Genomic DNA, 22809 nt, shown 5'->3' with positions numbered 1-22809 from the left:
CGCCCTCGTAGAGAGTACTCGTTCGACCTATCCCTGCCGGTGCTGACTGTCCGTATATGGACTCCCCCTCATTGCAAGCCCCGTTGCTTTGGCGCCCGTGCCGACTGCACACGTATATTCGGCCTCTAAATACGGCATCGTTTCGATGCAGGGCCATGATGGGCTATTCGCGCGCCGGCTCCCGATCGCTTTTTCGTGCTTTTCGCACTTGGACATTCGAGGGTTTTGCCGACGCCGGTTCGACCGGTTTGCCATCGTTCAGGTTGCTTCGCAATCGTGGTTAAGAGTTGTTTCTCTCGTAGAACACGTCGGGTAAATAGATCAGGCCGCTGCCTGATTCGGTTGGTAATCAGTGTCGTGACGCAGCATCGCCCAAGCCATGCGTGCAGTTTTGTTGGCCAGCGCAATGGCGGCCACATTGGGATGCGATCGCTCGGCTAAACGAACGGCCCACTGGCTGAGCCGATCCTCTTTGGATTTGGCTGTGCGTAGCGCCGAGCGTGCGCCATGCACCATCAATGTTCGCAGATACGTATCACCGCGCTTGCTGATACCGAGTAGTCGATCCTTACCGCCAGAACTGTATTGCCTCGGTGTCAGTCCCAGCGAGGCGGCAAACTGTCGGCCATTGGCAAACTGACGGGCATCACCGAGAGCGACGACGAGCGCTGTGGCGATCATTGGACCGACACCACGCAGCTGTTGAAGGCGAACGGCGGACGGCTCGTTTGTCGCGATCGCAGTGATCTCGCCATCGAGCTGGCAAATACGCCCATCCAGCGCACGAAGGTCGTCCCACAAACCATCCAGCAGACGACGAAAGCGTGCCGTCAAACCGTTATCCGCATCCCCTAGCCAGCATGGTATTGCACGACGCAGCATCAGCAATTCCTTCGGTGCAACGAGACCGTACTCGGCGACCAGCCCACGGATCTGATTGGCTTTGGCCGTCCGCTGTTCGATTAAGCCGGCCCGGATGCGATGCGTCGCCTGGATATCCTGTTGTTCGATGGTCTTGATGGCGACGAAGCGCATGCTGGGACGGCTCATCGCTTCGCAGATCGCCTCGGCATCGTTCGCGTCGTTCTTGTTGCTCTTGACGTACGGTTTGACGAACTGCGGCGCGACCAGCTTCACCCGAAATCCGTGGGCTTGTAGCTGCCGAGCCCAGTGATGTGCACCGCCACAACTCTCCATCCCGATCTCACAGCCAGGTTCGATCTTCTCCAACACCGTTTGCAGCCAGCGATCACGCGGTAGGCGCTGCCGCCAGACGGGTAGCTCATGACAATCCACGCCGTGGATCTGAAACACGTTCTTGGCCAGGTCGACCCCAATGCGCATAAGCTTCATGTGTGGACTCCTTCTCACTGTTGACTGTGGTTCGCACTTTCAGTCTGGCACTCAAGATGCCGAAGTGAGGAGGAGTCCATCCCATTGCTTTCGACCAAAGCTGACATTGCCCTCTGTCAGCTCCAGGTCTTCTCTGGATTCAGTGGTGTGTGGGCCTATTCATCGGCGCCACGACCCCTCGGGCAATTCGACCTGTCGATGGGCCGCCGCCAAGGCAACCGTCAGCCCCTCTTTATTCAGCGGTATGCAGTAGGCGGGTTTAGCCCGTTCGAATCGCCAGCTCTCATCAAGGCTGCCTGCATCTACCGCGTCGAATCCGATCTCGTCCAGCAACTTGATTACCAGCGTTTTGGCCGCCAGATCATCCGCAGCGATCGGCAGTGCGCGTCGGTCGAGCGCCGTTTTCGGGCGCGAGTCCTGCACCAGGTCCTGGGCGAGGATTGCATTGAACACCTTGACCACGCGGGAGTGGGGCAGATGCTCGGCGAGTAGCCGGCTGGTGGTGGTTTCAAATCGGTCGAGAGCGGCAATGTGGCCGTCGCGTTCGGGGTAGTAGTTGTTAGCATCCAGCACAGTTTTGCCCTCTAGCCACTGGGCCGGCACGCTTCGATAGTGCTCAAGCGGAATGGCCACGAGTACAACTTCGCCAAAGTGTGCTGCGTCCTCGACCGTGCCGACCTGGCAGCCAGGAATGCCACTGAGCACGCTGCTCATGGTCTGTGGCCCACGTGAATTGCTGAGCAACGCTTCGTGTCCCGCCGCGATGACCAATTGCGCCACTGCACGCCCAATGAAGCCAGCCCCAATAATGCCGATACGCATGTCATTGCTCCACTGATTGATAAGAAGAAACCATCATGATTGCCAGCCGAAGAGAGATAAATGATCATCGGTTACTTAGTCTCGTTACCAGGAGTGTTGAATGATGGATCGCCTGACGAGCATGGGGGCGTTTGTGATGGCGGCGGAGTCCGGCTCCTATGCCCGTGCCGCCGAGCGGTTGGGCCTGTCGCCGCAGATGGTGGCCAAGCATGTTGCCGCACTTGAGCAGCGGCTAGGCGCGCGGCTATTGAACCGTACCACCCGACGCCAGAGCCTGACTGAGTTGGGCAGTGCTTACTACGAACGCTGTAAGCACATTTTGAGCGAGGCTCAGGCTGCCGAGTCCCTTGCGCAGATCATGAGCGACACCCCACGCGGCAAACTGAAAATCAGCGCTCCCGTAACGTTTGGCTCCTATAGCCTCATGCCCTTTGTGACGGAGTTTTTGCGTCAACACCCGGAGGTCGAAATCGATCTGCACTTGACCGATCGCTTTGTCGATCTGGTAGAGGAGGGTTATGAAGTGGCTTTCAGGATTGGCCCATTGGCCACCTCCAGTTTGACCGCCAGGCCCTTGGCGCCTTATCGATTGGTAGCCTGTGCGGCTCCGAGCTATCTGGCCGACCGCGGAGTGCCGAAAATTCCGGATGATCTGAAGAACCATGAGTGTCTGGGGTATGCCTATTGGTCCCGGCCGGCCGACCGCGAATGGGTATTCTGCAAAGGCTGCGCAGTTGAACGGGTACAAGTCGTCAGTCGATTGCAGGTTAACGAGAGCAAAGCACTGCTGTCGGCAGCACTGGACGGGTTCGGGATTGTCCTTGGCCCCGAAGATTTTCTTGAACCTGCATTGCGCAGCGGCGAGTTAGTTCGGGTGTTAGCTGATTACCAGGCACCGAGCCGACAAATACATTTGCTCTACACGACCCATCGTCAGAGAACAGCCAAACTCCGACGATTCATCGATGCTGCGCTCGTTCGCTTTGGTGCTCTTTGAGCAGGTTTTGAGTTGTCGCAGTCGTATTGATTTGTGATTGATCTCGGTCGCAGGTTACTGCTTCATTGACAGGGGCTCTTGGCCGATATCGTCCGCATGCGAGGGGAGATTGCCGTCCAGAAGTTGCCATTGAGAAATCCTCCCCCGCAGTGAGACAACGACAGGGAGCCCAGCGGAGCACCGACGCATTCAAGGAGATTTGTGCATGAGGGATGAAGTCATTACGTACCGAGCGGCAACCGTAGAGGATGCACTCAGCATATGTGAGCTGGGCCAATTGCTTAACGCGATACACCATGCTGCCCGTCCTGATATTTATGCAGATGCCACCCAGGATTTTTCGCGTGACCTGCCTCACTGGATGAGTTTTTTCGAGAGGCCGGGTCAGGTTGTATTCATTGCAAATGTCGCTCACCAGGCGGTAGCTTTCATTTCTGCTAGCCTGTCGACAAGCTCTGGGCCGCTGATGCAGCCGCTGACGATTGTTCGTATCGGATCGGTGTGCGTAGCAGAGCGATTCTGGGGAAGAGGCATTGGTCGAGCCCTGGTACAACTCGTTCAAGACTGGGCAATCGAGCACAACGCTCAGGACATAAGGCTGTCCGTGTGGGCGTTCAATGCACGTGCCATGAGTATGTACACAGAGTTGGGGTTCGAGACCCGTGCGTTCGAGATGGGGATGCGCCTGACGGCGGATGTCAGGTCTTGATGAGTTGATCTAATTAAGGAAGATAACGACATTGAAAACAGCTTTCAGCACCTTGCTTCTGATCTGCCTGACCACGAGCGCACTCGCTGACGATAACCCTATCGGCTTCCAGTCCTCCACGCTGCTGGACGCGCACAATGACCGCCCGCTTGAGATGGTCGTCTGGTACCCCAGTACAACGACCGTCACCCCACAGTTGATCGGCGACGATGTGGTGTTTGTCGGTGCTTCTGCGGTTCGCAACGCGCCACCCTCTGCTGGCGAGCACCCATTGGTGGTGCTCTCCCATGGATTCAGAGGTAATTGGAACAATCAGAACTGGTTGGCGAGTGCATTGGCCCATAAGGGTTACATTGTCGCAGCGGTCAACCACCCCGGCACCACGACCCATGATCGCAGCCCGCAAGCGGCGGCGCAGTTATGGCAGCGGCCTATTGACCTGCATCGGGCCATTGAGGCGGTCACCACTCAACCTGAAAAATTTGGCGTGGTCGCAAAGCGTCAAATTGCTGTAGTGGGCCATTCACTCGGTGGCTGGACTGCAATGGAGATCGCCGGTGCTCGTTTCGACCCGGCCCTGTTTGCCCGTGACTGCAAACTCCATCCGCAGTTATCCAGTTGCACCAATTATCAAAAGATCAACCCTGAGAGCACTCCGGCATTAAAGGCTGGTCTGGCCGGCGATTTGCGCGATCAACGCGTCACCGCTGTGGTTTCTTTGGACCTGGGACTCTCGCGCGGGATGACCGATGAGAGCCTTGCGGCACTGCCGGTGCCGGTGCTGGTTATTGCTGCCGGCGCACCGTCGGTGGAACTGCCTGCTCAGTTGGAGTCCGCCAACCTGGCCACACGCCTGCCCCAAGCGTCCAGCCGCTATGTCGAGATCAGTGACGCCAGCCATTTCAGCTTCTTGCCGATTTGCAAACCAGGTGCAGTGGCATTGCTCGAAGAGGACATTCCTGGCGATGGCATCATTTGTGGGGATGGCGACAATGCCCGCCCGCGCGAGGTAATCCAACAGCAGGTTACATCGCTGATCACCGAGTTTCTGGCGCAGTCACTTAGCAACTAAAGAGGACGACGTTATTAACCGCTAGGGTCTGTACGAAGAGTCGTCGAGTGGCAATCAGGCAAGGCAAAAACAGGCGAGGAAGCGGAGTTTACGGGTTGTAAATGAGCATTCCGAGCCTGTTTTTAACGCAGCATGATCAACACGCAGGCAGTTTTCGTGCAGAACCTAAAACGTTTTCACACAGCCTGGACCCTGGGTGGACATTCATAATGATTAAGCTAAGGGGCCACGGAACTCGGTCCAGTGAGCAAGGCGAACGATTTGAACCGATTATTATGCTGTACGTTTGCCTGCTCTCCATTGATCGTAGGCAGAAATAATTACGTCACGTCTTTCACGCTGGCTACCGTCCAACGGTGCGTTTCTAAGGTTACGAATAAGATCTTTGTACATGTAGCCTGAGCGATAAAAGTATGGCCTCAGCTCTACAAAGCACAATGCGAACTCAACCGAGAACTGATCGCCTGATTTTATTTTTTGTAGCGCTTCTCGAAAATCACATGGAAAAGATAAAGCCTCATACCTCTCATGGAACTCCTGGCAAGCCAGTTCCCATTCGCGTCGCTTCAGCGGGCTAGCGTCACGAGCCTTAAAGCTTTCTTTGATGCGTGCATGAAGATGACGGATTGTCTCCGCATTTCCTTCAATGTCACGTTTCATTAAAATTGGGTTCATAGGGCATAACTACAATTAGTCGACATGTTATGTCGCGTCCAAACGCGACAGGCTGTCGCATAAAATTCCTCGTCGCTCCCTGAGTCCTTGTTAATCATCAAGGTACTTGTGACAGACACGATAGGGCTCAAAGAGAAGCGCGACATCGGCGACAAGATACGTCGTCGAGCATTTCTATCGGTAGGCTACTGCTTCACCAGAAAGGTGTCCACCGACGGCTATGTGGCTGACTAGGCGTGTGATGCCTGATTTCAAGACCATCGCCGACCTCCGAAAGACCAACCGCAAGGCCAGCCGTTACCATTGGCAACTACCTGTACTTCACACCCGCCACCGAACAATAGGGTAGTGGTACTAGCCTGTTTTCGAGGTTGCTACCGGGAGCAGGCTCAGCTAATGACAGCTCCCTTGGGACCGCTGGCGATCAAGCTCGCACCACAGGCGGTTTTCATGCCGTCCAGTGCCACGGCGACTCCACCCACGGTGTAAGTACTGCTGCCCTCGGCAATAGGAAAGACGCCCTTGCACAACGGGCAACTGACTTTATGACCGACACCGGCCATGGGTTTGCCGTTGAGGTCGGTTTGGGAAAAGGCCTCGAGCACGACGCCACCATGAGTGGTGGCGTCGCCGAGGCGGATGATGTCTTTCATTGAGTCTACTCCGAGGCGCGGTTGCATAGGTTCATCGCAAGTGCGATGTCATCTGTAAGTTTTACGGTGGTTCTTAGGCTCTGTACGAAAACTGCCTGCGTGTCGATCATGCTGCGTTAAAAGCAGGCTCGGAATGCTCATTTACAACCCGTAAACTCCGCTTCCTCGCCTACTTTTGCCTTGCCTGATCGCCACTCGGCGACTTTTCGTACAGACCCTAGTCATATACAAGCTTAGAGGCGTCAACGAAAGTGATTTCGCCGGAGTCACCAACCATTGATTTAAAATCGTCGAAAAAGAAGTCTAGATTGCTTGAAAAAACATTGAATGCGCCGCACCCGTGTTCGCCAGATATGACCGGTATAATTATATAGTGACAGACTTCCTGTAGAACGTCATATAGGGCCTTGTTTATCGATAGGCTGTCGTCTTGTAAAAGACTGCCTAGTGTCGAGGTGGAAGGTTTTACCGCCTGTCTATGCCTTGAAAGTATTTTATATTTTTTAACTTCATTTTCATATTTTATATGTTCGTTAAATAGCCTCTCAAATCCGTCATTCTTATCTCGAAATAGGAGTCGATGCAGAAAGCCTGTATTGGTTCCTTGCGGTGGTTGGATGTTTCTGTACATGTCAACAAAATAGCATCTGGAGGCAAGAGAGCTTATTGGAGTACAACCTTGGGGGGACCTATCAAAACCAGCAGAGCCTTCTGCGTTGATACCCATCAACAACGCAAATTGGTCATGTTCTTTTGCAGGTAGCTCACTTATGTATCCGCTTGATTTTTTTCTGTACTCATGGAACTCTGATTTGTAACATAGGATTTTATAGTGTTTCATGCTGGCGTCCTAAGCGTCCTGCTGGATAGGTAAATACTACGGTTTCTCCCTTTTTGTTCGTAGCACAGCGGGCAACTCACGTTATGCCCGACTCCAGCAATAGGTTTGCCGTCGAGGTCGGTTTGGGAAAAGGCTTCGAGCACGATGCCGCCATGAGTGGTGGCGTCGCCGAGGCGGATGATGTCTTTCATGGTGTTGATACTTGCCTTCATATTTAGTTATCAGATAACAACATGATCTAAACAGATCATGAGGACGTAACGATGACTGTTTTTCGCGGGGGGGGCGATGTTTGCGCTACACGTTTGTCTCTTTCAATCTAGGCGGAGGTAAAAGCTCTTCTAGCTAGTAGCGGCTAATTCAGTGTGATTCGAGTTATTCGAATTTTGCACAAAATGCCGTATTTATGGTTGTTCGCTTGTCTTGGGCCATTTTCTATTAGCCATGTTATACAGTGCAACCTCGCGCACTCGCTCATCAGAATCAGAGCACAATTCTGATAGAGTGTCGTACGGTGTTTTTTTATTGACTGCAACAGCTATTCTGACTGATTCGTCTTCATCCTTAGACAGTGATTTAAAAATTTCTGGACCGGATCGGCGTTTTTGCGCAACACCCCATCTGACCCCGGAATCAGGGCTTTTGGATAATGATTTTAATGTTTGTAGTGATATTGTGTCATTCCATAGTATATATATTTCATACTCGGGGTAGTTTTTGGATACGTTTGACCAGACATCCTCCGAAGCCTCTCCTATTACAGCCAGGTTTCTATCGCTTTCGATTTCGCTATCAATTAGTCGAACAAATTCTTCTGCTGACTCAATCATGACTACTTACCATTGCAGTTTGATTTTTTGAGGTCGATAATCTTTCCTGTCGACCCCTTGTGTTTGCCCGACATTTCATCGCCGTATTCATCTAGGTCGGTAGTCCATTCAAGTTTCGAACCGCCGTTCGTTTCTCTGAATCTTTTCCAGGCGCTCTCACCGTGTTCAGTTTGGTCTGGAGAGTACCAAATCTTGGTTTTCGGAGTCCTGAAAATAGCTACCGGCCCAACACCGGGAACGCTGCCAGTACATTTTCTATCGTATCTTTCGACTTTCCATTTTTTCGCACAACATGACCGTCTATCTACGTTTGGTTTCCCGGTAGGGGCACGCTTACCCGATCTTGAAGTCAGCCCTAACGGATCCACCCACTCAACCGGGTTCGGTGCATAGTGGTAAAGATTCAACCCGCCTGCATAACTGATAGGGTCCTGACTGATAAACCGCCCAACCCCCGGATCATAGTACCGATGTTGGTTGTAATGCAGCCCCGTCTCATGGTCATGGTACTGCCCTTGGAAGCGGATCGGGTTGGTCAACCCTTGCTGTTGTGCCCATTCCGAGCGCTGTTCACGTACTTCGCCCCACGCTTTGTACTGCGCGCTCCAGGCGGTGTGGCCGTGTGGGTCGGTCAGTTCCTGCGGTGTGCCAAGGTGATCGCACTGATACCAGGCCAGCGCCTCAAAGGGGAGTACCGTCGGCTTGTGATTCCACAACGGGTCGTCATCTAGGTTGTAACTGCCGTTGTAATACATCCTTGCACAGCGGGCAACTCACGTTATGTCCAACTCCGGCAATGGGTTTACCGTTGAGGTTGGTTTGGGAAAAGGCCTCGGCGACGCCACCATGAGTGGTGGCGTCGCCGAGGCGGATGATGTCTTTCATGGTGTTGATGATTGCCTACATATTTAGTCGTCAGATAACAACATGTTTAAACAGATCATGAGGATGTACCGATGACTGTTTTTTACGGGGGGGGCGATATTTACGCTACAGTTTTGTCTTTTGCAATCTAGGTGGAAGTAAAAACTATTCTAGCTAGCGCTGGTTAGTTCAGTACGATTCGAATTGTTCGGATTTTGCACAAGATACTATCTTTATTATTGCTCGCTGGTCTTGGGCCATTTTCTATGTTTCATGTTGTACAGTGCAACCTCACGTACTCGCTCATCAATATCAGAACACAATTCTGTTAGAGTTTCATGTGAGGTCTTTTTATTGGCTGCAACAGCTATTCTGACTGATGCGTCTTCATCCCTGGATAATAAGTTGAAAACGTCGGGCCCGGATCGGCGTTTTCGTGCGACCTCCCGCCTGACATCCGAGTTAGGGCTAGTGGATAAGGATTTTAATGTTTCTGGTGATATTGTGTCATTCCATAGTATATATGTTTCATACTCGGGGTGGTTTTTGGATACGTTCGACCAAACTTCTTCCGAAGCCTCCTCTGTCACAGCCATGTTTCTATCGCTTTCAATTTCGCTGTCAATTAGCTGAATAAATTCTTCTGCTGACTCAATCATGACTACTGACCATTGTTATGCCCGACTCCGGCAATGGGCTCTCCGTTGAGGTCGGTTTAAGAGAGTGCCTGAAGCACGACTCCACCGTGAGTGGTGGGGCGCTAAGGCGTATGATGTCGTTCGTTGATAAAAATACTGTTCAATTGGATTGCCTAAGAATACTGTCAATTTCTTTCATGATTATCGGGTCTCGTTCTGAATGTCTGGCGATAATATCAAGTCCGAGGGCAACACCTTCTTTTCCTTGTTCTGTTGCTGAATTAAATATTTTTTTGAATGCCTTCATTGCAGATGTTTGGTCATAGTGGCGTGCGATCATGTCTCCTATTACCCAGCATAACTCTATGTCGGTATAGCGGCAGTAGTTATTGCAAATGGCATCTAGCAGCTCTTGCTTTTGATGTGAGGATAATTTTTTTATGTCTGTTGATATTTTTAACAAAAAAATATCAATGCCGGGCTTATTAAATAGCTCATCAACTGATAGTATTTCAATAATTAACTTAAGGCATTTCTCAGGGAATATCTTATGGCCTAATGTCATGCTGTCATAGTCGGTTGCGAGCTCCATCAATATTTTTCGCGCACCCTTTCCTCTTGTTGCATAAAGCGCCAATCTTATACTTTCCATCTCAATCTCTCCATTGGTTTAGGTGTTGTAGCATGATTCTATTTCTTTCCTCGGCATGAACATGACGATTGTGATGCGCCCCCACACTCTTCCTCATATTGAACTTCAGTGCGTCGTAAGTTTCCATCCTCTTTATTGATCAGGATTCTATGTCCACGTCGTGTTTGATATAGTTTTTCTCCAGGGCCTATGTACTCAGGTAGAGCCTCATCATCCGATTCCAGTTCATGCCAGCGCTTATCCAGACTCTGTCGAATATTGATAATCTTCTCCCGCAAGTCTTGGCAATACGCACTATTTGGGTTGTGTCTAGCCAGCCCTAACGGATCCACCCACTCAACCGGGTTCGGCGCATAGTGGTAAAGATTCAACCCGCCCGCATAGCTAATCGGATCCTTACTGATAAACCGCCCAACCCCCGGATCATAGTACCGATGTCGGTTGTAATGCAGCCCCGTCTCATGGTCGTGGTACTGGCCCTGGAAGCGGATCGGGTTGGTCAGCCCTTGCTGTTGTGCCCATTCCGAGCGCTGTTCACGTACTTCGCCCCACGCTTTGTACTGCGCGCTCCAGGCGGTGTGGCCGTGTGGGTCGGTCAGTTCCTGCGGTGTGCCAAGGTGATCGCACTGATACCAGGCCAGCGCCTCAAAGGGCAGTACTGTCGGTTTGTGATTCCACAACGGGTCGTCATCCAGATTGTAGCTGCCGCTGTAATCCGGTTGGCCTGTCAGGTGAATCGGTTGATGCCGCAGCGCCTGCGCCACCGGCACGAAGCTGCCCGGTTCAAAGATGTAGTGCACCGTGCGGCCAGTGCCGCTTTCGTGCTGCGCCGGGCTACTTTCCCACGCCAGTTGGTCACCGTCCCAGCCATACAGAGTGAAGCCGCAACCCAGTTCGCGCTGTTTGCGCGCATGTTCGTTGCGGTTCCATTGGGAACCGGCTTCCGGGCGTTGTTTGTAATGGACGCTGGAGTTTTTGTGCAGGCGTCGGCCGAGGGCGTCGTAGGCATAGTCGACGGCCAGGCGAGCATCTTCGAAACGCACCAGTCGGTCGAACAGGTCCCATTGCATCCGGCTGTAACTGCCGTTGTGCAAGCGTTGAATCTGGTTGCCGCGCTCGTCGTATTCGTAATGGGTGCCGGTGTATTCGCGCAGCAGGTTATCCAGCAGTTTGCTGCGCGGCTGGTCTTGATCCAGTGGTCGGCGGATTTGCAGGACTTTCTCGTCCAGCAGGTTGCCGGCCGGGTCGAAGGCGAAGGTTTCTACGCCCTGGCGAGTGGTGGCGCTGAGCAGGCGGCCGACCGGGTCGTAGCGGTAGGCGAGGGGGCCGCGACGGCTGTCATTGATGTCGGTCAGTTGCCCGGCGGCATCGTAGGTGTAGTTGCGTTTGAGCAGGGTGGACTTGTCGTCACCACGGGCCAGCAACTGTTCTTGCAGGCGTCCGGCCGGGTCCCACTTTTGCGTTTGCAGCAGGCGGTTGCCTTGATGACGGACGACTTCCCGGTGCAGGTCATCGCGCTCAAAACCGATCAGTTCATGCTCGTCCAGGCGCATGCCCAGCAAGTGGCCGCTGCCGTAGGTCAGCCAACTGACGCGATGGCCGTCCGGGCGTACGGTGGCGATACGCTGGTTGAGCACGTCGTACTCGTGCTGCCAGACCGCGACCTGGGGTTTTTCCAGGCCCAGGTAGTGCTGGTGTTCACGCACCAGGTTGCCTGCCGGGTCGTGAAACCACTGCAAGCGACTCTGATCGTTGCAGGCCATGACCAGGTTGCCGTTGCCATCGTAGGCAAAGGTTTCCCGTTGCGTCTGCTGACCCAGGCTGGCCTGGCGTTCGGTCAGGCGGCCCAGCGGGTCAAACTTGACCGCGATGATGCGCTCGCCATTGACGGTGCTGTGCAAGCGCCCGGTGTTCTGGTCGTACTGGTAGCGTGTGGTGTGGCCATCGAAACCGGTCTCCTCCAACAGTCGGCCCATCGGGTCGTAGTGGAAGTGCGCGCGCCGCTCGTTTTCGTTTTCCAGGGTCTGCAAGCGGCCGAGGCGGTCCCAGCGGTAGCGCAGGGTTTGTTCGGCGGCATCGACCCGCTCGGCGATCTGGCCGGCGACGGTATAGCTCCAGGTGGTGCAGCGATCCAGCGCATCGACATGCACCAACAAACGCCCCTCGGCATCACGCTCGAAGCGGTCCTCGGTTTTGTCCGGGTGCTTGATCAGCACCAGTTGACCGGCCTTGTACTGGTACTCGGTGCTCTGTCCCGTCGCGTCGGTGAAGCAGATCATCTGCCCGCGCTCGTCGTACTCCCAGGCGCTGGTCTTGCCCGAGCAGTCGGCGTACTTCACCAACTGGCCGGCGTCGTTGTATTCAAGGGCCTTTTCGTTGCCGTTGGCGTCCTTGATTGCCGTTGGCTGGCCTGCCGCGTCGTAGGCGTATTCGGTCTTGTTGCCCAGCGGGTCGAGGGCTTCCACCAGATTGCCGTGGTCGTCGTACGCGCGTTGCCACTGACCGCCCTCGGCATCGCTGATTTTGATCAGTTGGCTCTGGTCGTCGTAGGCGTAATGCACCACGGTGTGGTCGGCGCGAATGTGCTCCAGGACATTGCCCCGGTCATCGTAGCTGAAGCGGTCGGTGCTGCCGTCGGCGTGAACGTGGCGCACCACGTTTTTGGCCTGATCACGGAACAGCCACTCAGAGCTACCGTCGGCATGCCGGATGCGATAGGTGTAGCCAAGGAGGTCGTAGTAGTGCCAGGTTTCGTAGCCATGGGCATCGGTGACGTAGGTCAGGCGGATGTTTTCGTCCCACTCCAGGCGGGTGTCGAAGCTGCCATCGTCGGCCCATTCGCGCACCGCTTTGGCGTCGGCGCCCAGGCCTTCCCATTGCAGATTCATCCCGCGGCCGGTGCGGTCGGAGTAGCGGGTGATCAGGTGATGCTGGTACTGATAATTCCAGGCCGCGCCGTTTTCATCCTGAGCCTGAACCAGATCACCGACAGCGTCGTACTGGTAAGCGCAGAGTTGCCGCTGGGGTGCACCGTCACGGATTTCCCACAGGCCGATCAAGCGACCGTGCTCGTCGAGCAGGGTGCCCAGGTGCAGGTGCACCTTGGTCACGTCATCCTGATAGGTGATCAGGTCCGACAGCACCGGCAGGTCGTCATGCCGATGCTCGTGGTGCAACATGATTCCCGCGCCATTGCGCAGCACGATACCGCTCAGCAGGTAGCGCTGGCCGTGACGGACGTAGGTTTCCTTGCGTTCGAAACCACGGCACAGCACCAGTTGCTGTTCGCCGGCGCGCACCAGGGTGAAGTTTTCGATCGGGTCGTAGTGGAACAAACCGACCTTGGGCAATGGATAGTCATGGCTGCGGCCGTCGGCATCCTGAAACACCAGGCCGTCGTCAACGCAGTCGAAGCGGGTGGTGAACTCGCTGATCCAGCGAGCACCCATGATGCCTTGGTCGTAGGCGCTCAAGGCAGAGCAATAGGTGCGGGTCCACGCTACCGGGAACGGTCCTGGCAGGCTGAAGTCGGTGTGTTCCATGGATTCCGAACCCATGGCAAAACTGATGCTTTTACAGGTCCCGGGGCAAACGCCGTTCTTCTGTTCCTTGGGGCGTTTTTTTCCGCGCTTCTGGCGTCGGGTCACCTCTAGCGCACCCGCGCTTGCCAGGTATTTGGCCTGGCTGATGGCATCGGGTTTGACACTGGCGCCCTGGCCGTTTTCGTTGCGCAGCGTCCATTCTTTCACGCTGTCCGCCAGGGTCTGGCGCAGGCGCTCAAGGGAGTCCGGGTTTTGTGGATCGGCCAGCTTGTTCAGCTCGCGGCGTAGCTGCGGTGCCAGGGCCCGTAACTTGGGCGTGTTACGCAGCACTTTCGCTTTGACCTTTGGCGGTAACAGGGCGTCCGCCGCTACGTTGGCCAGGCTCTTGTAAGTGAGCTTGAGGATGCTTGAGGCGGCACCATAGGAGTTGTCGATGATCTCAGCGGGGTTATGCAGCAACGCATCCGCATGTTTCCCGAAGGAATCGAGGTCGGTCTGGGTATCAATCGTCCCGGTCGCGAGTGCCTCCAGCCCCTTGGCGAGGTCGATCACCATCGCTTCGCCGTACTTGCCGACGGCGTCCAGAAGGTTCTTGAGTTGTGCCTTGGCCTTGGCCCCGACAAAGTCATCGAGGGCGCCGACGATATCAGCGTTCAAGTGCCCGATCAGGATATTGATCAGGGCATCGCCCAGGGCTTTCTTGCCCTCCTGGCGCACCAGAAACAGCATCGGCCGCAAGCTCATGCGCGCTGCGGCCATGGTGGGTGGAAGCGGGATAACACCAATCAGGTTGATCCCCAGGCTGACCCAGACGAATGGGTCAGGCTCTTCGCTGGTGGCCAGCGTGACGATGTCCCCCAGGGCATCCATCAGCGCAATGACGTTGCCCACCGCAGGCAGGGCGCCCGCGACGTTTTTGATCCGCTCCAGGTTGACCCAGTCGTCGCTGATTTCTCGCAGCCAGGCATCGAAGTTTTCGGCGCCTGCGGCCACGTCCTCAATGTCGACCTCGCTCAGGGGAGTAGGCGCTACTTGGGGTTCGCGTGGTTTTTTAACAGCTTTGCTAGTGGTCATGAAAGCATCTCAGCGGCCATCAGGCTCGGGGTCTGAAGAGGAATCCTGGGCAGGCTCGGTACGCTGGCTAAGCTCGGCAATTGACCGGCCTTGCTCGCGGCCCCCAACACCGATGAGGCGCTCGGCAGGGAGGCGCTGGCCCGTTGCGGCGTACCGGCAAGTCCGCCTTGTACAAGCCCCTTGACCTGCTGGGCGGTTTTCATCGCGCCTTGTGCGCCTTGCATCAGGTCCTTGCCGTTTTCCAGCATGGCGCTGCTACCGCCGGGCAGGAGGCTCGCCACCATGGCCTGCACCTGCGCCGGAATACTCTCCGCGCCGGGTGGTTGCCGAGGCCATTCAGGTTTGCCGATGTAGCTGCCCACGCTCCAGGTGTCTGCTGGGTCCTTGCCGAACATGACTCGCGCCGGTCCTGGCGCCGCACCGGCCACCGTGGCGAAGCCCTTGGCATCGAGGGTGCCCTTGAGGCTTTTACCCAGGGCATCGATCACTTCGAAATCACCGTCCTTGATGCCCTGCCGTCCGGCGTACTGGTTGAACAGCTCCAGATTGCCCTTGCCCGGTTTCGGCGGTTCGGGGAACACACCGGCGAGGCTTTTCGCCCCGGTGTAGGCGAAGTTCGCCGCATGGGCGGTGTACGGCCCGGTGGTGGCGTGGGTGATGCCACCGGCGTTGTAGGTGGTGGCGCTGCCGCCGCCCTGGATCACCAGTTCGGTTTTTGCCGTGAGGGTGATGCGGTCAGCGTTGGCGGTGATGTTGAGCTTGGCCAGCAGGTTGATGCTGTCTTTCAGCGCCCGAAGATCGATGTCGCCGGAGGCCGCGACCAGACGCCAGCCCAGGTTCTGCACAAACAGACGCATGCCTTGGCTGGCACTGGCCAGCAGGCGTTTGCCGATGGCCAGGCTGGTGTGGCCAGTGCTGCTCAACGCCAGGTGTTCGCCGGTGGCGATGTGGGTCGAGCGCGGGGTGGTCAAAGCGATCCCGGCCGGGCTGGCGAGGACCAGGTGCGGTTCGACGAACTCGGGGAATTCGTTGGTGCTCAGGTCGCCCGGCCCGGTGCCGAGAATGCCCAAATGCTGGGCATGCATCGCCTTGGCCACGTCGTCCTGATCGCCGGGTTCCTGGGCCTGCACCTCGCGGGCCTGAATCGCGAAACCGTCCTGCTGTTCGCTGGCGGTGGCCAGGCGTTCGGCGGTTTCCGGCAGGTCCTTGTGGTGCTTGCTTTCGTGGTGACGGGGCTCGGTGGTGATCAGCAAACCGGCTGCCGCGCGCACCGCGCCGTGGCGATCGGTGCGCAGCTCAAAGCCTTCGCCCCGCGGCTGGCCACCGGACGGGCGCGGGTGGGTCAGGTAGCCGAGGTTGATCGCGCTGGCACCGTGGTCACTGCGCAGCGCGATGCTGATCTCGCTGGTGGTGTCGTCGATGCGCAATTCGTTGGCGCGGCTGCCCTTGTATTCCTTGCTCTTGACCGTGGCCAGGGTCTTGAAGTCCGGCAGTTTGTACGGCGGCAGGTTCACCCCGTGGTACAGGCACCCGGTGATCAATGGCTGATCCGGGTCACCTTCGAGAAAAGTGATCAGCACTTCCATGCCGATGCGCGGCAGGTTGATCGAGCCGAAACTCTGGCTGGCCCAGTTCGAAGCGACGCGCATCCAGCAACTGGTCTTGTCGTCGAACTCGCCCTCGCGGTCCCAGAAAAACTGCACCTTCACCCGACCATACTGGTCGCAGAAAATCTCTTCACCGGCCGGGCCAGTGACGATTGCACTCTGGGTCCCGAGCACTTTGGGTTTCGGGTGATCGAGGGGAGGGCGATACGGCACGTCCCACGGGATCGCGCTGAAGCTGTTGCGATAGCCCTGATGGAAATCGTCCTTGAGGTCGGTGACGTCGCTGCTGATCACCTCTTCCAGCACCTGCGGCTGTTTGCCTTCGTGGAGGATTTCGGTCAGCAGCCACAGGTCGTTCCACGCCGGGTTGGCGTGCTCGGTCAGGGCCAGGAAATGCCCGGTGACCAGCAGCGGCTGATCACTGTTGCCCTCGGCGAGGCGGTAGTCGCTGCGATGGCGTTCCAGCGCCCGATTGGCCAGGTGTTTACCGCGCTCGCGGTCGACGAAACGCCCTGGATAGTCGTAGTCCTCAAGGTCCGGTTTGGCGCTGCTTTTTGCATCGCTTTCCAGCTCGATGCGCGGCTTGGTGAAGTCGTAATCGCGGCGCGTGGTGCGGCTGGTGCGGGTGGCCAGGCGCAACCCGAAGCGCTTGATCACCGGGTCGTCGGCGACCAGCCCGGTGTCCTGCTGATAGGCCACGGGTGCGAGTTTCGGGAACACCGTTTGATCGTCACCAAACACCAGCAGATGGCCGCTGGCGCTGTGCTGGAAGTGGTAGTGAATGCCTTCTTCTTCGCACAGGCGCTGGATGAAATGCAGGTCGGATTCATCGTACTGCACGCAGTAAATGCGCTCGGGGTACACCGCGCTGAGCTGGAACTTGTAGTCGCTGGCGAGGATGCCGTGCTCTTCCAACACCTGGGCAATGATCTGCGGTGCGGTCATCTGCTGGAAGATGCGCTGATTGACGCGATGGGCCAGGTAGGCCAGTTGCGGACGCAGGGAAATCCGATAGCGGGTCAGGCGTTTGCCGGCCTCGCCCTGGGCAATGCTGTAGACCAGTCCGTGAATGCCGGTGCCGTTTTGCGAGAGCTGCAAAAACGCCAGTTTGTGCAGCAGGCTTTCGAGGTTCAGTGAGGAGCGCTCGCTGACCAACTCCAGTTCAAAGGTAAAAGGCTGATTGAGCGCTTCGCGACCTTTGAAGGCCAATACCTGAAAGCCAGGCTCGCATCCGTCGATCACCAGGCTGAAGTGAGCCTGGTTGGCAGGGGCAAACATTCCGTGTTATCCGTCTATAAAATCCTTTTTTTATGATGAAATGGAATTAGTAATGCTGTCAATCTGAATGATGGCTATTTGATGTTTTTGTCTGGGGTTGGTTACTCACATGGCGTAACTTCTTATGCCACCGGCGGAGAAGGGCAGACGCACCTGGCACCAAGGTCGATCAAAGCCTCAAGCGGTAAGCCGCCAAGGGTTGCTGGCGTCGAAAGCGCCCGTCTGCAATTGCTCCATCACGGATGCATAGCAAGCAGACACCTTGGTTAGTCAGTTCTGTATCGCCCAGAACATTGTCTGAACCATGATGCGTGGATGACTGACTAAAGGCTCCCACTCATCGATGAAACAGAAGCCTTGCTTCAGATAGAAGTTCGAGGCTCTTGCATTGTCCGGAGAAACGTCCAAAAAAACGCGATCATGCGCTTTTTCTTTCGCACGAGATTTCACCGCCTCAACCAGCTGAGCGGCCACGCCAGAGCCACGCGCTTCGGGTTCAACCCACATTCCGATCAAGTTGTAGCGATTCGTTTGACTGACTCCGGCACCGATCATTCCCACCGGTTTGTCATCCTTGATGGCCAACCAGAATTCTGGTCCGGCCGCTGACGAGGCGCGTTCTTTCCACTGTTCGTCACTGTAATGAGCGGCCGTTTGGTAACTCACACCAAACGCTGTCGGCGTGTCCAAAAGTGCAGCCAGACGGACTTGCTTCAAAAGCATCCAGTCTTTCCCTTCCGTCAATCGGATTTCCATGAGCTTCCTAAAAGAGAGCGAAACCTCATCGTCGCATAAGAATGTCGAGGGGCAATACCGTGTTGTTCCGCAATGGTCGCTTTTGACCGATGTCCGTCAGCAGCGAAGGGTAGGTTTTGACCGAAGCGGGTGCGCGGCCGACCTACCCTCCCATGGCACATGACAGGTAGCATTGCGAACGTGTACGACTGCTCTGCTACCCATCCATCGAGCGCCTGCGTTCAATAACTCAATTGAATGCTCACCCTCTGCTCAATAGCGTCAGGCGGCGCCAGGGACATTGGTTCCCATGCCCGGCGGCAGGAACGGTCGAATTTCGTCGATTTCCGCGGCGCTAAGGCGCAGCTCAGAGGCTGCAATCAGTGCGTCTACTTGTGCGGGGCGGCGGGCACCGACAATGGCGCCTGTCACCACCGGTTTGCGAAGTGCCCAGGCGATGGCGACCGCAGCAGCGCTCATCCCGTGCTTTTCTCCAATGCGTGCCATGACGTCAACCAATGCCAGGTTCGCACTCAGGCGGGGCTCCTGGAAGTCAGCACTTCGGGCCTTGCGCCAATCGTCTTCGGGCAGTTGCAAGATGCGTTCGCGCGTCATGCTGCCGGAAAGTAGCCCCGATTGAAGTGTGGAATAGGCGAGGACCCCCATCCCGACCTGCTCACAGAATGGCAGGACGTCCTTCTCGATGTCCCGCATCAAGGCCGAGTACGGCGGCTGGAGCGAAACGATCTGTGTCACCGCCTGCGCCCGCTTGAGTTGAGCGACATCGAAATTCGATACACCGATAGCGCGAATTTTTCCTTGATCGCGTGCGGCTGCCAAAGCCGAAAGTGCCATTTCAATGCCTTCGCTGCTGGCGTCGGCAGGGAAAGCAGGCCAGTGGATCTGATAAAGATCGATAGTCTCGACTTGAAGCCGGCGCAAGCTTGCGTCGATCTCGGCAAGCAAGGATTGGGGGGCCAGTGAGTGCGAAATCTCCTTCGTGACCGGGTCCCAGACCAAACTGCCTTTGGTGAACACCAAAGGGCGCCGCGAGGCCGGCACCCGATGCAGCAATTGCCCCACTAATTGCTCCGCATGGCCCAAGCCATAAACCGCAGCGGTATCAATCCAGTTCACGCCGCGTTCGACGGCATATTCCAGTGCGCCCAGGCTGTCCTTGTCATCCTGCGCTCCCCAACTGTATTCCCAACCCGTGCCGGCGATTGCCCATGTTCCCAGGCCAATAGGCGAAATCAGGAAATCCGATGACCCCAGACGATTCTTTTGCATAGCGACCTCTCCACAGATGATGCGAGAAGTATCTGCGAGAGATCTCATGACGATAAGATAGGTAATCGTATTTGAACTACTGAGCTGCATTCATGAGTAATCACCCCGATCTCTCTGAACTCGATGCCTTTGCCGCCGTCGCTCGCCATCGCAGCTTTCGCAAAGCGGCTGACGAGCGTGGCGTTTCGGCTTCTGCGTTGAGTCACGCGATGCGAACGCTGGAGGCACGCCTGGGCATCAGACTGCTGAACCGAACCACTCGCAGCGTGACCCCGACCGAGGCCGGCCAGTTGCTACTGGCGACGCTGGCCCCGACCCTGCACCAGATTGCCGATGCGTTGGCGCAATTGACCTCGATGCAGGAAGTGCCCGCGGGCAAACTTCGCCTCAATGTGGCGCGCCCGGCTGCTCGTGTCGTGTTTGCGAAAGTGCTCGCGCCCTTCGTGGCCAGGTATCCACGTATTCAGTTGGACCTGATCACTGATGATGGATTGACCGATATCGTGAACGGCGGGTTTGACGCTGGCGTCCGCTTTGGTGAAAGCCTGGCCGGCGACATGATCGCAGTCCCTGTCGGCGCACCTCAATCGTTCGTGACCGTTGCTGCGCCTACCTATCTGGCCGCGAAGGGGATCGCGCGCGCGCCCCGTGACTTGCTTGACCATGCGTGCATTGCCAGGCGTTTTCCCAGTGGCAAACTTTACGCCTGGGAGTATCAGGCTGGCGGTCAACCGATACGTTTGTCCGTCACAGGCCCGCTCATTCTGGAAGACGACGCGCTGATGATTCAAGCGGCGAAAGATGGCGCTGGTATTGCCTATGTCTATGAGGAACTGGCGCGCGACGATATTCGGAGCGGGCATCTCAGAGAAATACTCCAGGAATGGAAAGCACCGCCAAGCCGATTCTTTCTTTATTACTCCAGCCGGCACCATGTGCCACCGGCCCTGAAAGCGCTCATCGAATTCATCAGCGCCCAAGGCGTGTGACCCTGCTGTTCGCCTGTCAGTTCTGCGATTTACAATTACCGTTTTGCAGCAAGGATCGTGCAGCGCATTGTGATTTTGGGACACTCAGGGAGTGGTAGATCAACCCTTGCGCGGGAGTCCGCTTCTGGGGTGCTCGACAGATTTCCGAGTTTCTGGATAGCTTGCCCACGAGCGCCCGCGTGACTGCCAACCCGAGACATTGAAAAGCCAGGAGGCGTGGTGCAAAGGGAGCGGCTATCCAGCGGGCCAGAATATCCGTCAGCGAAGGCTATCTGCCAATCTCCTGGCCTGTTGTGTCGCGGCCTCGCGCGCGTTGAGGTCAACGTCTTCGCCCAAGATAGTTTTCTCTACAATCACCGAATGCACATCCGTCACGCCGACAAATTTCAGCCAGGCTTCCACGTAGGGTTTCTGGAAGTCGAAGCGCTCTGCCGGTGTGATCGATTGTGCGGAATAATCCAGGCCGCGGGCGTACATCACCACGGCGGTCTTGTTGTGCAGCATGCCCTCCAGACCGCGCTCCGGGTCGAAACTGAACAGGATGTCTTTCTGCGACACCAGGTCGATGAAATGCTTGAGTTTGTACGGGATGCTGAAATTCCACAGCGGTACGGACATCACTAGCACATCCGAGCGGTACAGGTGTGCGGCCAGGTCTTTCAACGTGTTCCAGGCGTCTTGTTGTGCGGGGGTCAAGGGCGTGCCATTGAGCCCGGCGTATTTGGCCTCCATTGCCAGATCATCGAATTCCGGCAAAGCCATGTTCCAAAGGTCGAGGGTGATGATCTCGGTGTCTGGGGTATTTTCCTGATAACGCGCAATGAAGCTGCGGGCGACTTCAAGGGAGGCCGAACGCTGCTTGCGCGGGGAACATTCAATATGCAGAAGAGTTGTCATGGCACGCCTTGAGTAGTGGGGAGATAGGGCAGGTGGGAGCATTGCAACATAGTTGTATTTGAAATATAAATCGTAAATTAATAGCCTATTGATCACGTATAAAACTATGTTCGATGCTCTACTACTCAAAACATTGGTCACTGTCGTCGATGAAGAAGGCTTCAGCCGTGCAGCCCAGAAGCTTCACCTGACCCAGTCTGCGGTCAGTGGGCACGTGCGGCGACTGGAGGAGCAGATTGGTAAACCCCTGTTGAGGCGTACCACCCGTTCCCAGCAATTGACTCCCGATGGCGAGCGCCTGGTCTCTTATGCGCGCACGATCCTCGCGCTGAACCGTGATGCCTGGGCAGAGCTGACACGCACGCCGTTTCACGGGCGGCTTCGGATCGGGGTGTCCGAGGATTTTGTCGAATCGCGGTTACTGCGCACTTTTCAGGATTTCGCGGCGCAGTACCCAGGCATGGAGATCGACGTGCAGGTGGGCATCCCTGGCACGTTGCTGAACCTGATGAAGCAAGGTCACCTGGAGTTGGTCATCGGCTCTCTGTGCGAAACCAGCGAAGCGGGGCTGCTGCTGTGGCAAGAGCCGCTTGTGTGGGCCTGGTCGGCGCAACCCGCCACCCAGTTACCGACGCCGTTGCCGCTGGCGCTGTTCCCTGAGCCGTGCCCTTATCGCGAAGCCGCGCTGACACGGCTGGCTCGGGCCGGGGTCGCCCAACGCACGGCGATGTTGTGCAGCAGCACTGCCGGATTGCGAGCGGCGGCACTTGCCGGCTTCGCGGTAGCGCCCATGGCCGTCAGTCAGTTGGGGCAAGGGCTGGCGGCTCTTGGTGCGGAACAAGGGTTGCCGGATTTGCCGGATGCGCAGTTCCGGTTGTTTATCTCACCTGAAGCGGATCAGGCGATTGTGGCAGCGGTCACTCAGCTCATTGTGGAGTATTGCTCTACGCGCAGGGCTTGACAGTCATTTCGAGGGCCTGTTCAGGAGACTGACTGAGTCGGTGGGGCGGGTCTGTTAAAGAGTGAGTCTTTGTCAGCCCTGATCAGTTAGTTTTAAGCGTGGTGAAAACGCCATTTTGCACGCTGTTACGTCAAATCCGAGCCCTGAGCTTTCGGCGCAAAACACAGGTTTCACTCTCACGCAGGTACTTTTCTGCTGTGGAAACCGAAGCCGATTTTTTCAACAGCGTCGGCCGGAAGCTGCCAGGTCGGTTATGGCCTGCCATCTCTTGGGATCACCCTGATATCGGTAAAATTTTATTAGCTTTGAACTGAGCATAAATAACGGATG

The 22809-nt window shown here is 56.2% G+C and carries 19 protein-coding genes and 2 pseudogenes; 5 read left to right on the top strand and 16 right to left on the bottom strand.

Features of this window, described 5'->3' with window-relative positions:
• Positions 1–321: 321 nt before the first annotated feature.
• Together AC1Z1G_RS15655 and AC1Z1G_RS15650 are read right to left on the bottom strand one after the other, a co-directional pair.
• On the bottom strand, positions 322–1353 hold the full coding sequence (locus AC1Z1G_RS15655) for an IS110 family RNA-guided transposase (RefSeq protein ID WP_483620722.1): 1032 nt from the start codon (positions 1351–1353) through the stop codon (positions 322–324).
• Between the two features lie 159 nt (positions 1354–1512).
• Positions 1513–2175 carry an NADPH-dependent F420 reductase gene (locus AC1Z1G_RS15650; RefSeq protein ID WP_483620969.1) on the bottom strand — a complete coding sequence of 221 codons (663 nt, stop codon included), beginning with the start codon at positions 2173–2175 and terminating at the stop codon, positions 1513–1515.
• 100 nt (positions 2176–2275) lie between these two features.
• Here AC1Z1G_RS15650 and AC1Z1G_RS15645 point away from each other — a divergent pair, with 100 nt between their 5' ends.
• From AC1Z1G_RS15645 to AC1Z1G_RS15635, 3 genes are all read left to right on the top strand, one after another.
• Positions 2276–3172 (top strand): LysR family transcriptional regulator, encoded by an 897-nt coding sequence (locus AC1Z1G_RS15645; RefSeq protein WP_483620968.1) that lies wholly within the window; start codon positions 2276–2278, stop codon positions 3170–3172.
• 205 nt (positions 3173–3377) lie between these two features.
• Positions 3378–3881 carry a GNAT family N-acetyltransferase gene (locus AC1Z1G_RS15640; RefSeq protein ID WP_483620967.1) on the top strand — a complete coding sequence of 168 codons (504 nt, stop codon included), beginning with the start codon at positions 3378–3380 and terminating at the stop codon, positions 3879–3881.
• 31 nt (positions 3882–3912) lie between these two features.
• Positions 3913–4953, top strand: coding sequence for an alpha/beta hydrolase family protein (locus AC1Z1G_RS15635; protein ID WP_483620966.1), 1041 nt, complete (start codon positions 3913–3915; stop codon positions 4951–4953).
• Between the two features lie 273 nt (positions 4954–5226).
• Here AC1Z1G_RS15635 and AC1Z1G_RS15630 read toward each other — a convergent pair whose 3' ends face one another.
• The 13 genes and pseudogenes from AC1Z1G_RS15630 to AC1Z1G_RS15570 form a co-directional block, all read right to left on the bottom strand.
• Positions 5227–5613: a hypothetical protein gene (locus tag AC1Z1G_RS15630; protein ID WP_483620965.1), complete on the bottom strand. Its 387-nt coding sequence runs from the start codon at positions 5611–5613 to the stop codon at positions 5227–5229.
• Positions 5614–6017: 404 nt separating this feature from the next.
• The gene (locus AC1Z1G_RS15625; RefSeq protein WP_483620964.1) at positions 6018–6281 is read right to left on the bottom strand and encodes a PAAR domain-containing protein; all 264 of its coding nucleotides are present in this window, start codon (positions 6279–6281) and stop codon (positions 6018–6020) included.
• A 217-nt stretch (positions 6282–6498) separates the two neighbouring features.
• Positions 6499–7122 carry a hypothetical protein gene (locus tag AC1Z1G_RS15620; RefSeq protein WP_483620963.1) on the bottom strand — a complete coding sequence of 208 codons (624 nt, stop codon included), beginning with the start codon at positions 7120–7122 and terminating at the stop codon, positions 6499–6501.
• Positions 7119–7313, bottom strand: a complete 195-nt coding sequence (locus AC1Z1G_RS15615) for a PAAR domain-containing protein (protein WP_483620962.1) — start codon at positions 7311–7313, stop codon at positions 7119–7121. The genes AC1Z1G_RS15620 and AC1Z1G_RS15615 overlap by 4 nt, the downstream gene beginning before the upstream one ends.
• Before the next feature lie 213 nt (positions 7314–7526).
• A complete protein-coding gene (locus AC1Z1G_RS15610; protein WP_483620961.1) occupies positions 7527–7952 on the bottom strand; it encodes a HEAT repeat domain-containing protein in 426 nt (141 codons plus the stop codon).
• A 349-nt stretch (positions 7953–8301) separates the two neighbouring features.
• A pseudogene (locus tag AC1Z1G_RS15605) lies at positions 8302–8689 on the bottom strand (RHS repeat-associated core domain-containing protein); the annotation flags it as partial.
• A 19-nt stretch (positions 8690–8708) separates the two neighbouring features.
• Positions 8709–8837 (bottom strand): annotated as a pseudogene (locus AC1Z1G_RS15600) (PAAR domain-containing protein); the annotation flags it as partial.
• A 215-nt stretch (positions 8838–9052) separates the two neighbouring features.
• Positions 9053–9475 carry a HEAT repeat domain-containing protein gene (locus AC1Z1G_RS15595; protein ID WP_483620960.1) on the bottom strand — a complete coding sequence of 141 codons (423 nt, stop codon included), beginning with the start codon at positions 9473–9475 and terminating at the stop codon, positions 9053–9055.
• 139 nt (positions 9476–9614) lie between these two features.
• Entirely contained in the window at positions 9615–10106 is a 492-nt protein-coding gene (locus AC1Z1G_RS15590) for a hypothetical protein (RefSeq protein ID WP_483620959.1), read from the bottom strand.
• 38 nt (positions 10107–10144) lie between these two features.
• Positions 10145–14722 (bottom strand): RHS repeat-associated core domain-containing protein, encoded by a 4578-nt coding sequence (locus AC1Z1G_RS15585; protein ID WP_483620958.1) that lies wholly within the window; start codon positions 14720–14722, stop codon positions 10145–10147.
• Positions 14719–17607, bottom strand: coding sequence for a type VI secretion system Vgr family protein (locus AC1Z1G_RS15580; RefSeq protein ID WP_483620957.1), 2889 nt, complete (start codon positions 17605–17607; stop codon positions 14719–14721). The genes AC1Z1G_RS15585 and AC1Z1G_RS15580 overlap by 4 nt, the downstream gene beginning before the upstream one ends.
• Positions 17608–17877: 270 nt before the next feature.
• Positions 17878–18363 carry a GNAT family N-acetyltransferase gene (locus tag AC1Z1G_RS15575; protein WP_483620956.1) on the bottom strand — a complete coding sequence of 162 codons (486 nt, stop codon included), beginning with the start codon at positions 18361–18363 and terminating at the stop codon, positions 17878–17880.
• Positions 18364–18624: 261 nt separating this feature from the next.
• Entirely contained in the window at positions 18625–19632 is a 1008-nt protein-coding gene (locus tag AC1Z1G_RS15570; RefSeq protein WP_483620955.1) for an aldo/keto reductase, read from the bottom strand.
• A gap of 92 nt (positions 19633–19724) precedes the next feature.
• Between AC1Z1G_RS15570 and AC1Z1G_RS15565 the strand changes: the two genes are divergently transcribed.
• The gene (locus tag AC1Z1G_RS15565) at positions 19725–20621 is read left to right on the top strand and encodes a LysR family transcriptional regulator (RefSeq protein ID WP_483620954.1); all 897 of its coding nucleotides are present in this window, start codon (positions 19725–19727) and stop codon (positions 20619–20621) included.
• A gap of 258 nt (positions 20622–20879) precedes the next feature.
• Here the strand turns inward: AC1Z1G_RS15565 and AC1Z1G_RS15560 are convergent, their stop codons facing one another.
• Positions 20880–21518 (bottom strand): FMN-dependent NADH-azoreductase, encoded by a 639-nt coding sequence (locus AC1Z1G_RS15560; protein WP_483620953.1) that lies wholly within the window; start codon positions 21516–21518, stop codon positions 20880–20882.
• 106 nt (positions 21519–21624) lie between these two features.
• On the opposite strand from AC1Z1G_RS15560, the gene AC1Z1G_RS15555 reads away from it, so the two are divergent.
• Complete coding sequence (locus AC1Z1G_RS15555) at positions 21625–22479, top strand: LysR substrate-binding domain-containing protein (RefSeq protein WP_483620952.1); 855 nt, start codon at positions 21625–21627, stop codon at positions 22477–22479.
• Positions 22480–22809: the final 330 nt, after the last annotated feature.

This window comes from Pseudomonas sp. JL27(2026) (genome assembly GCF_056933555.1).
The sequence above is the reverse complement of the archived record's forward strand: the minus strand, read 5'-3'. Positions and strand labels throughout refer to the sequence as shown.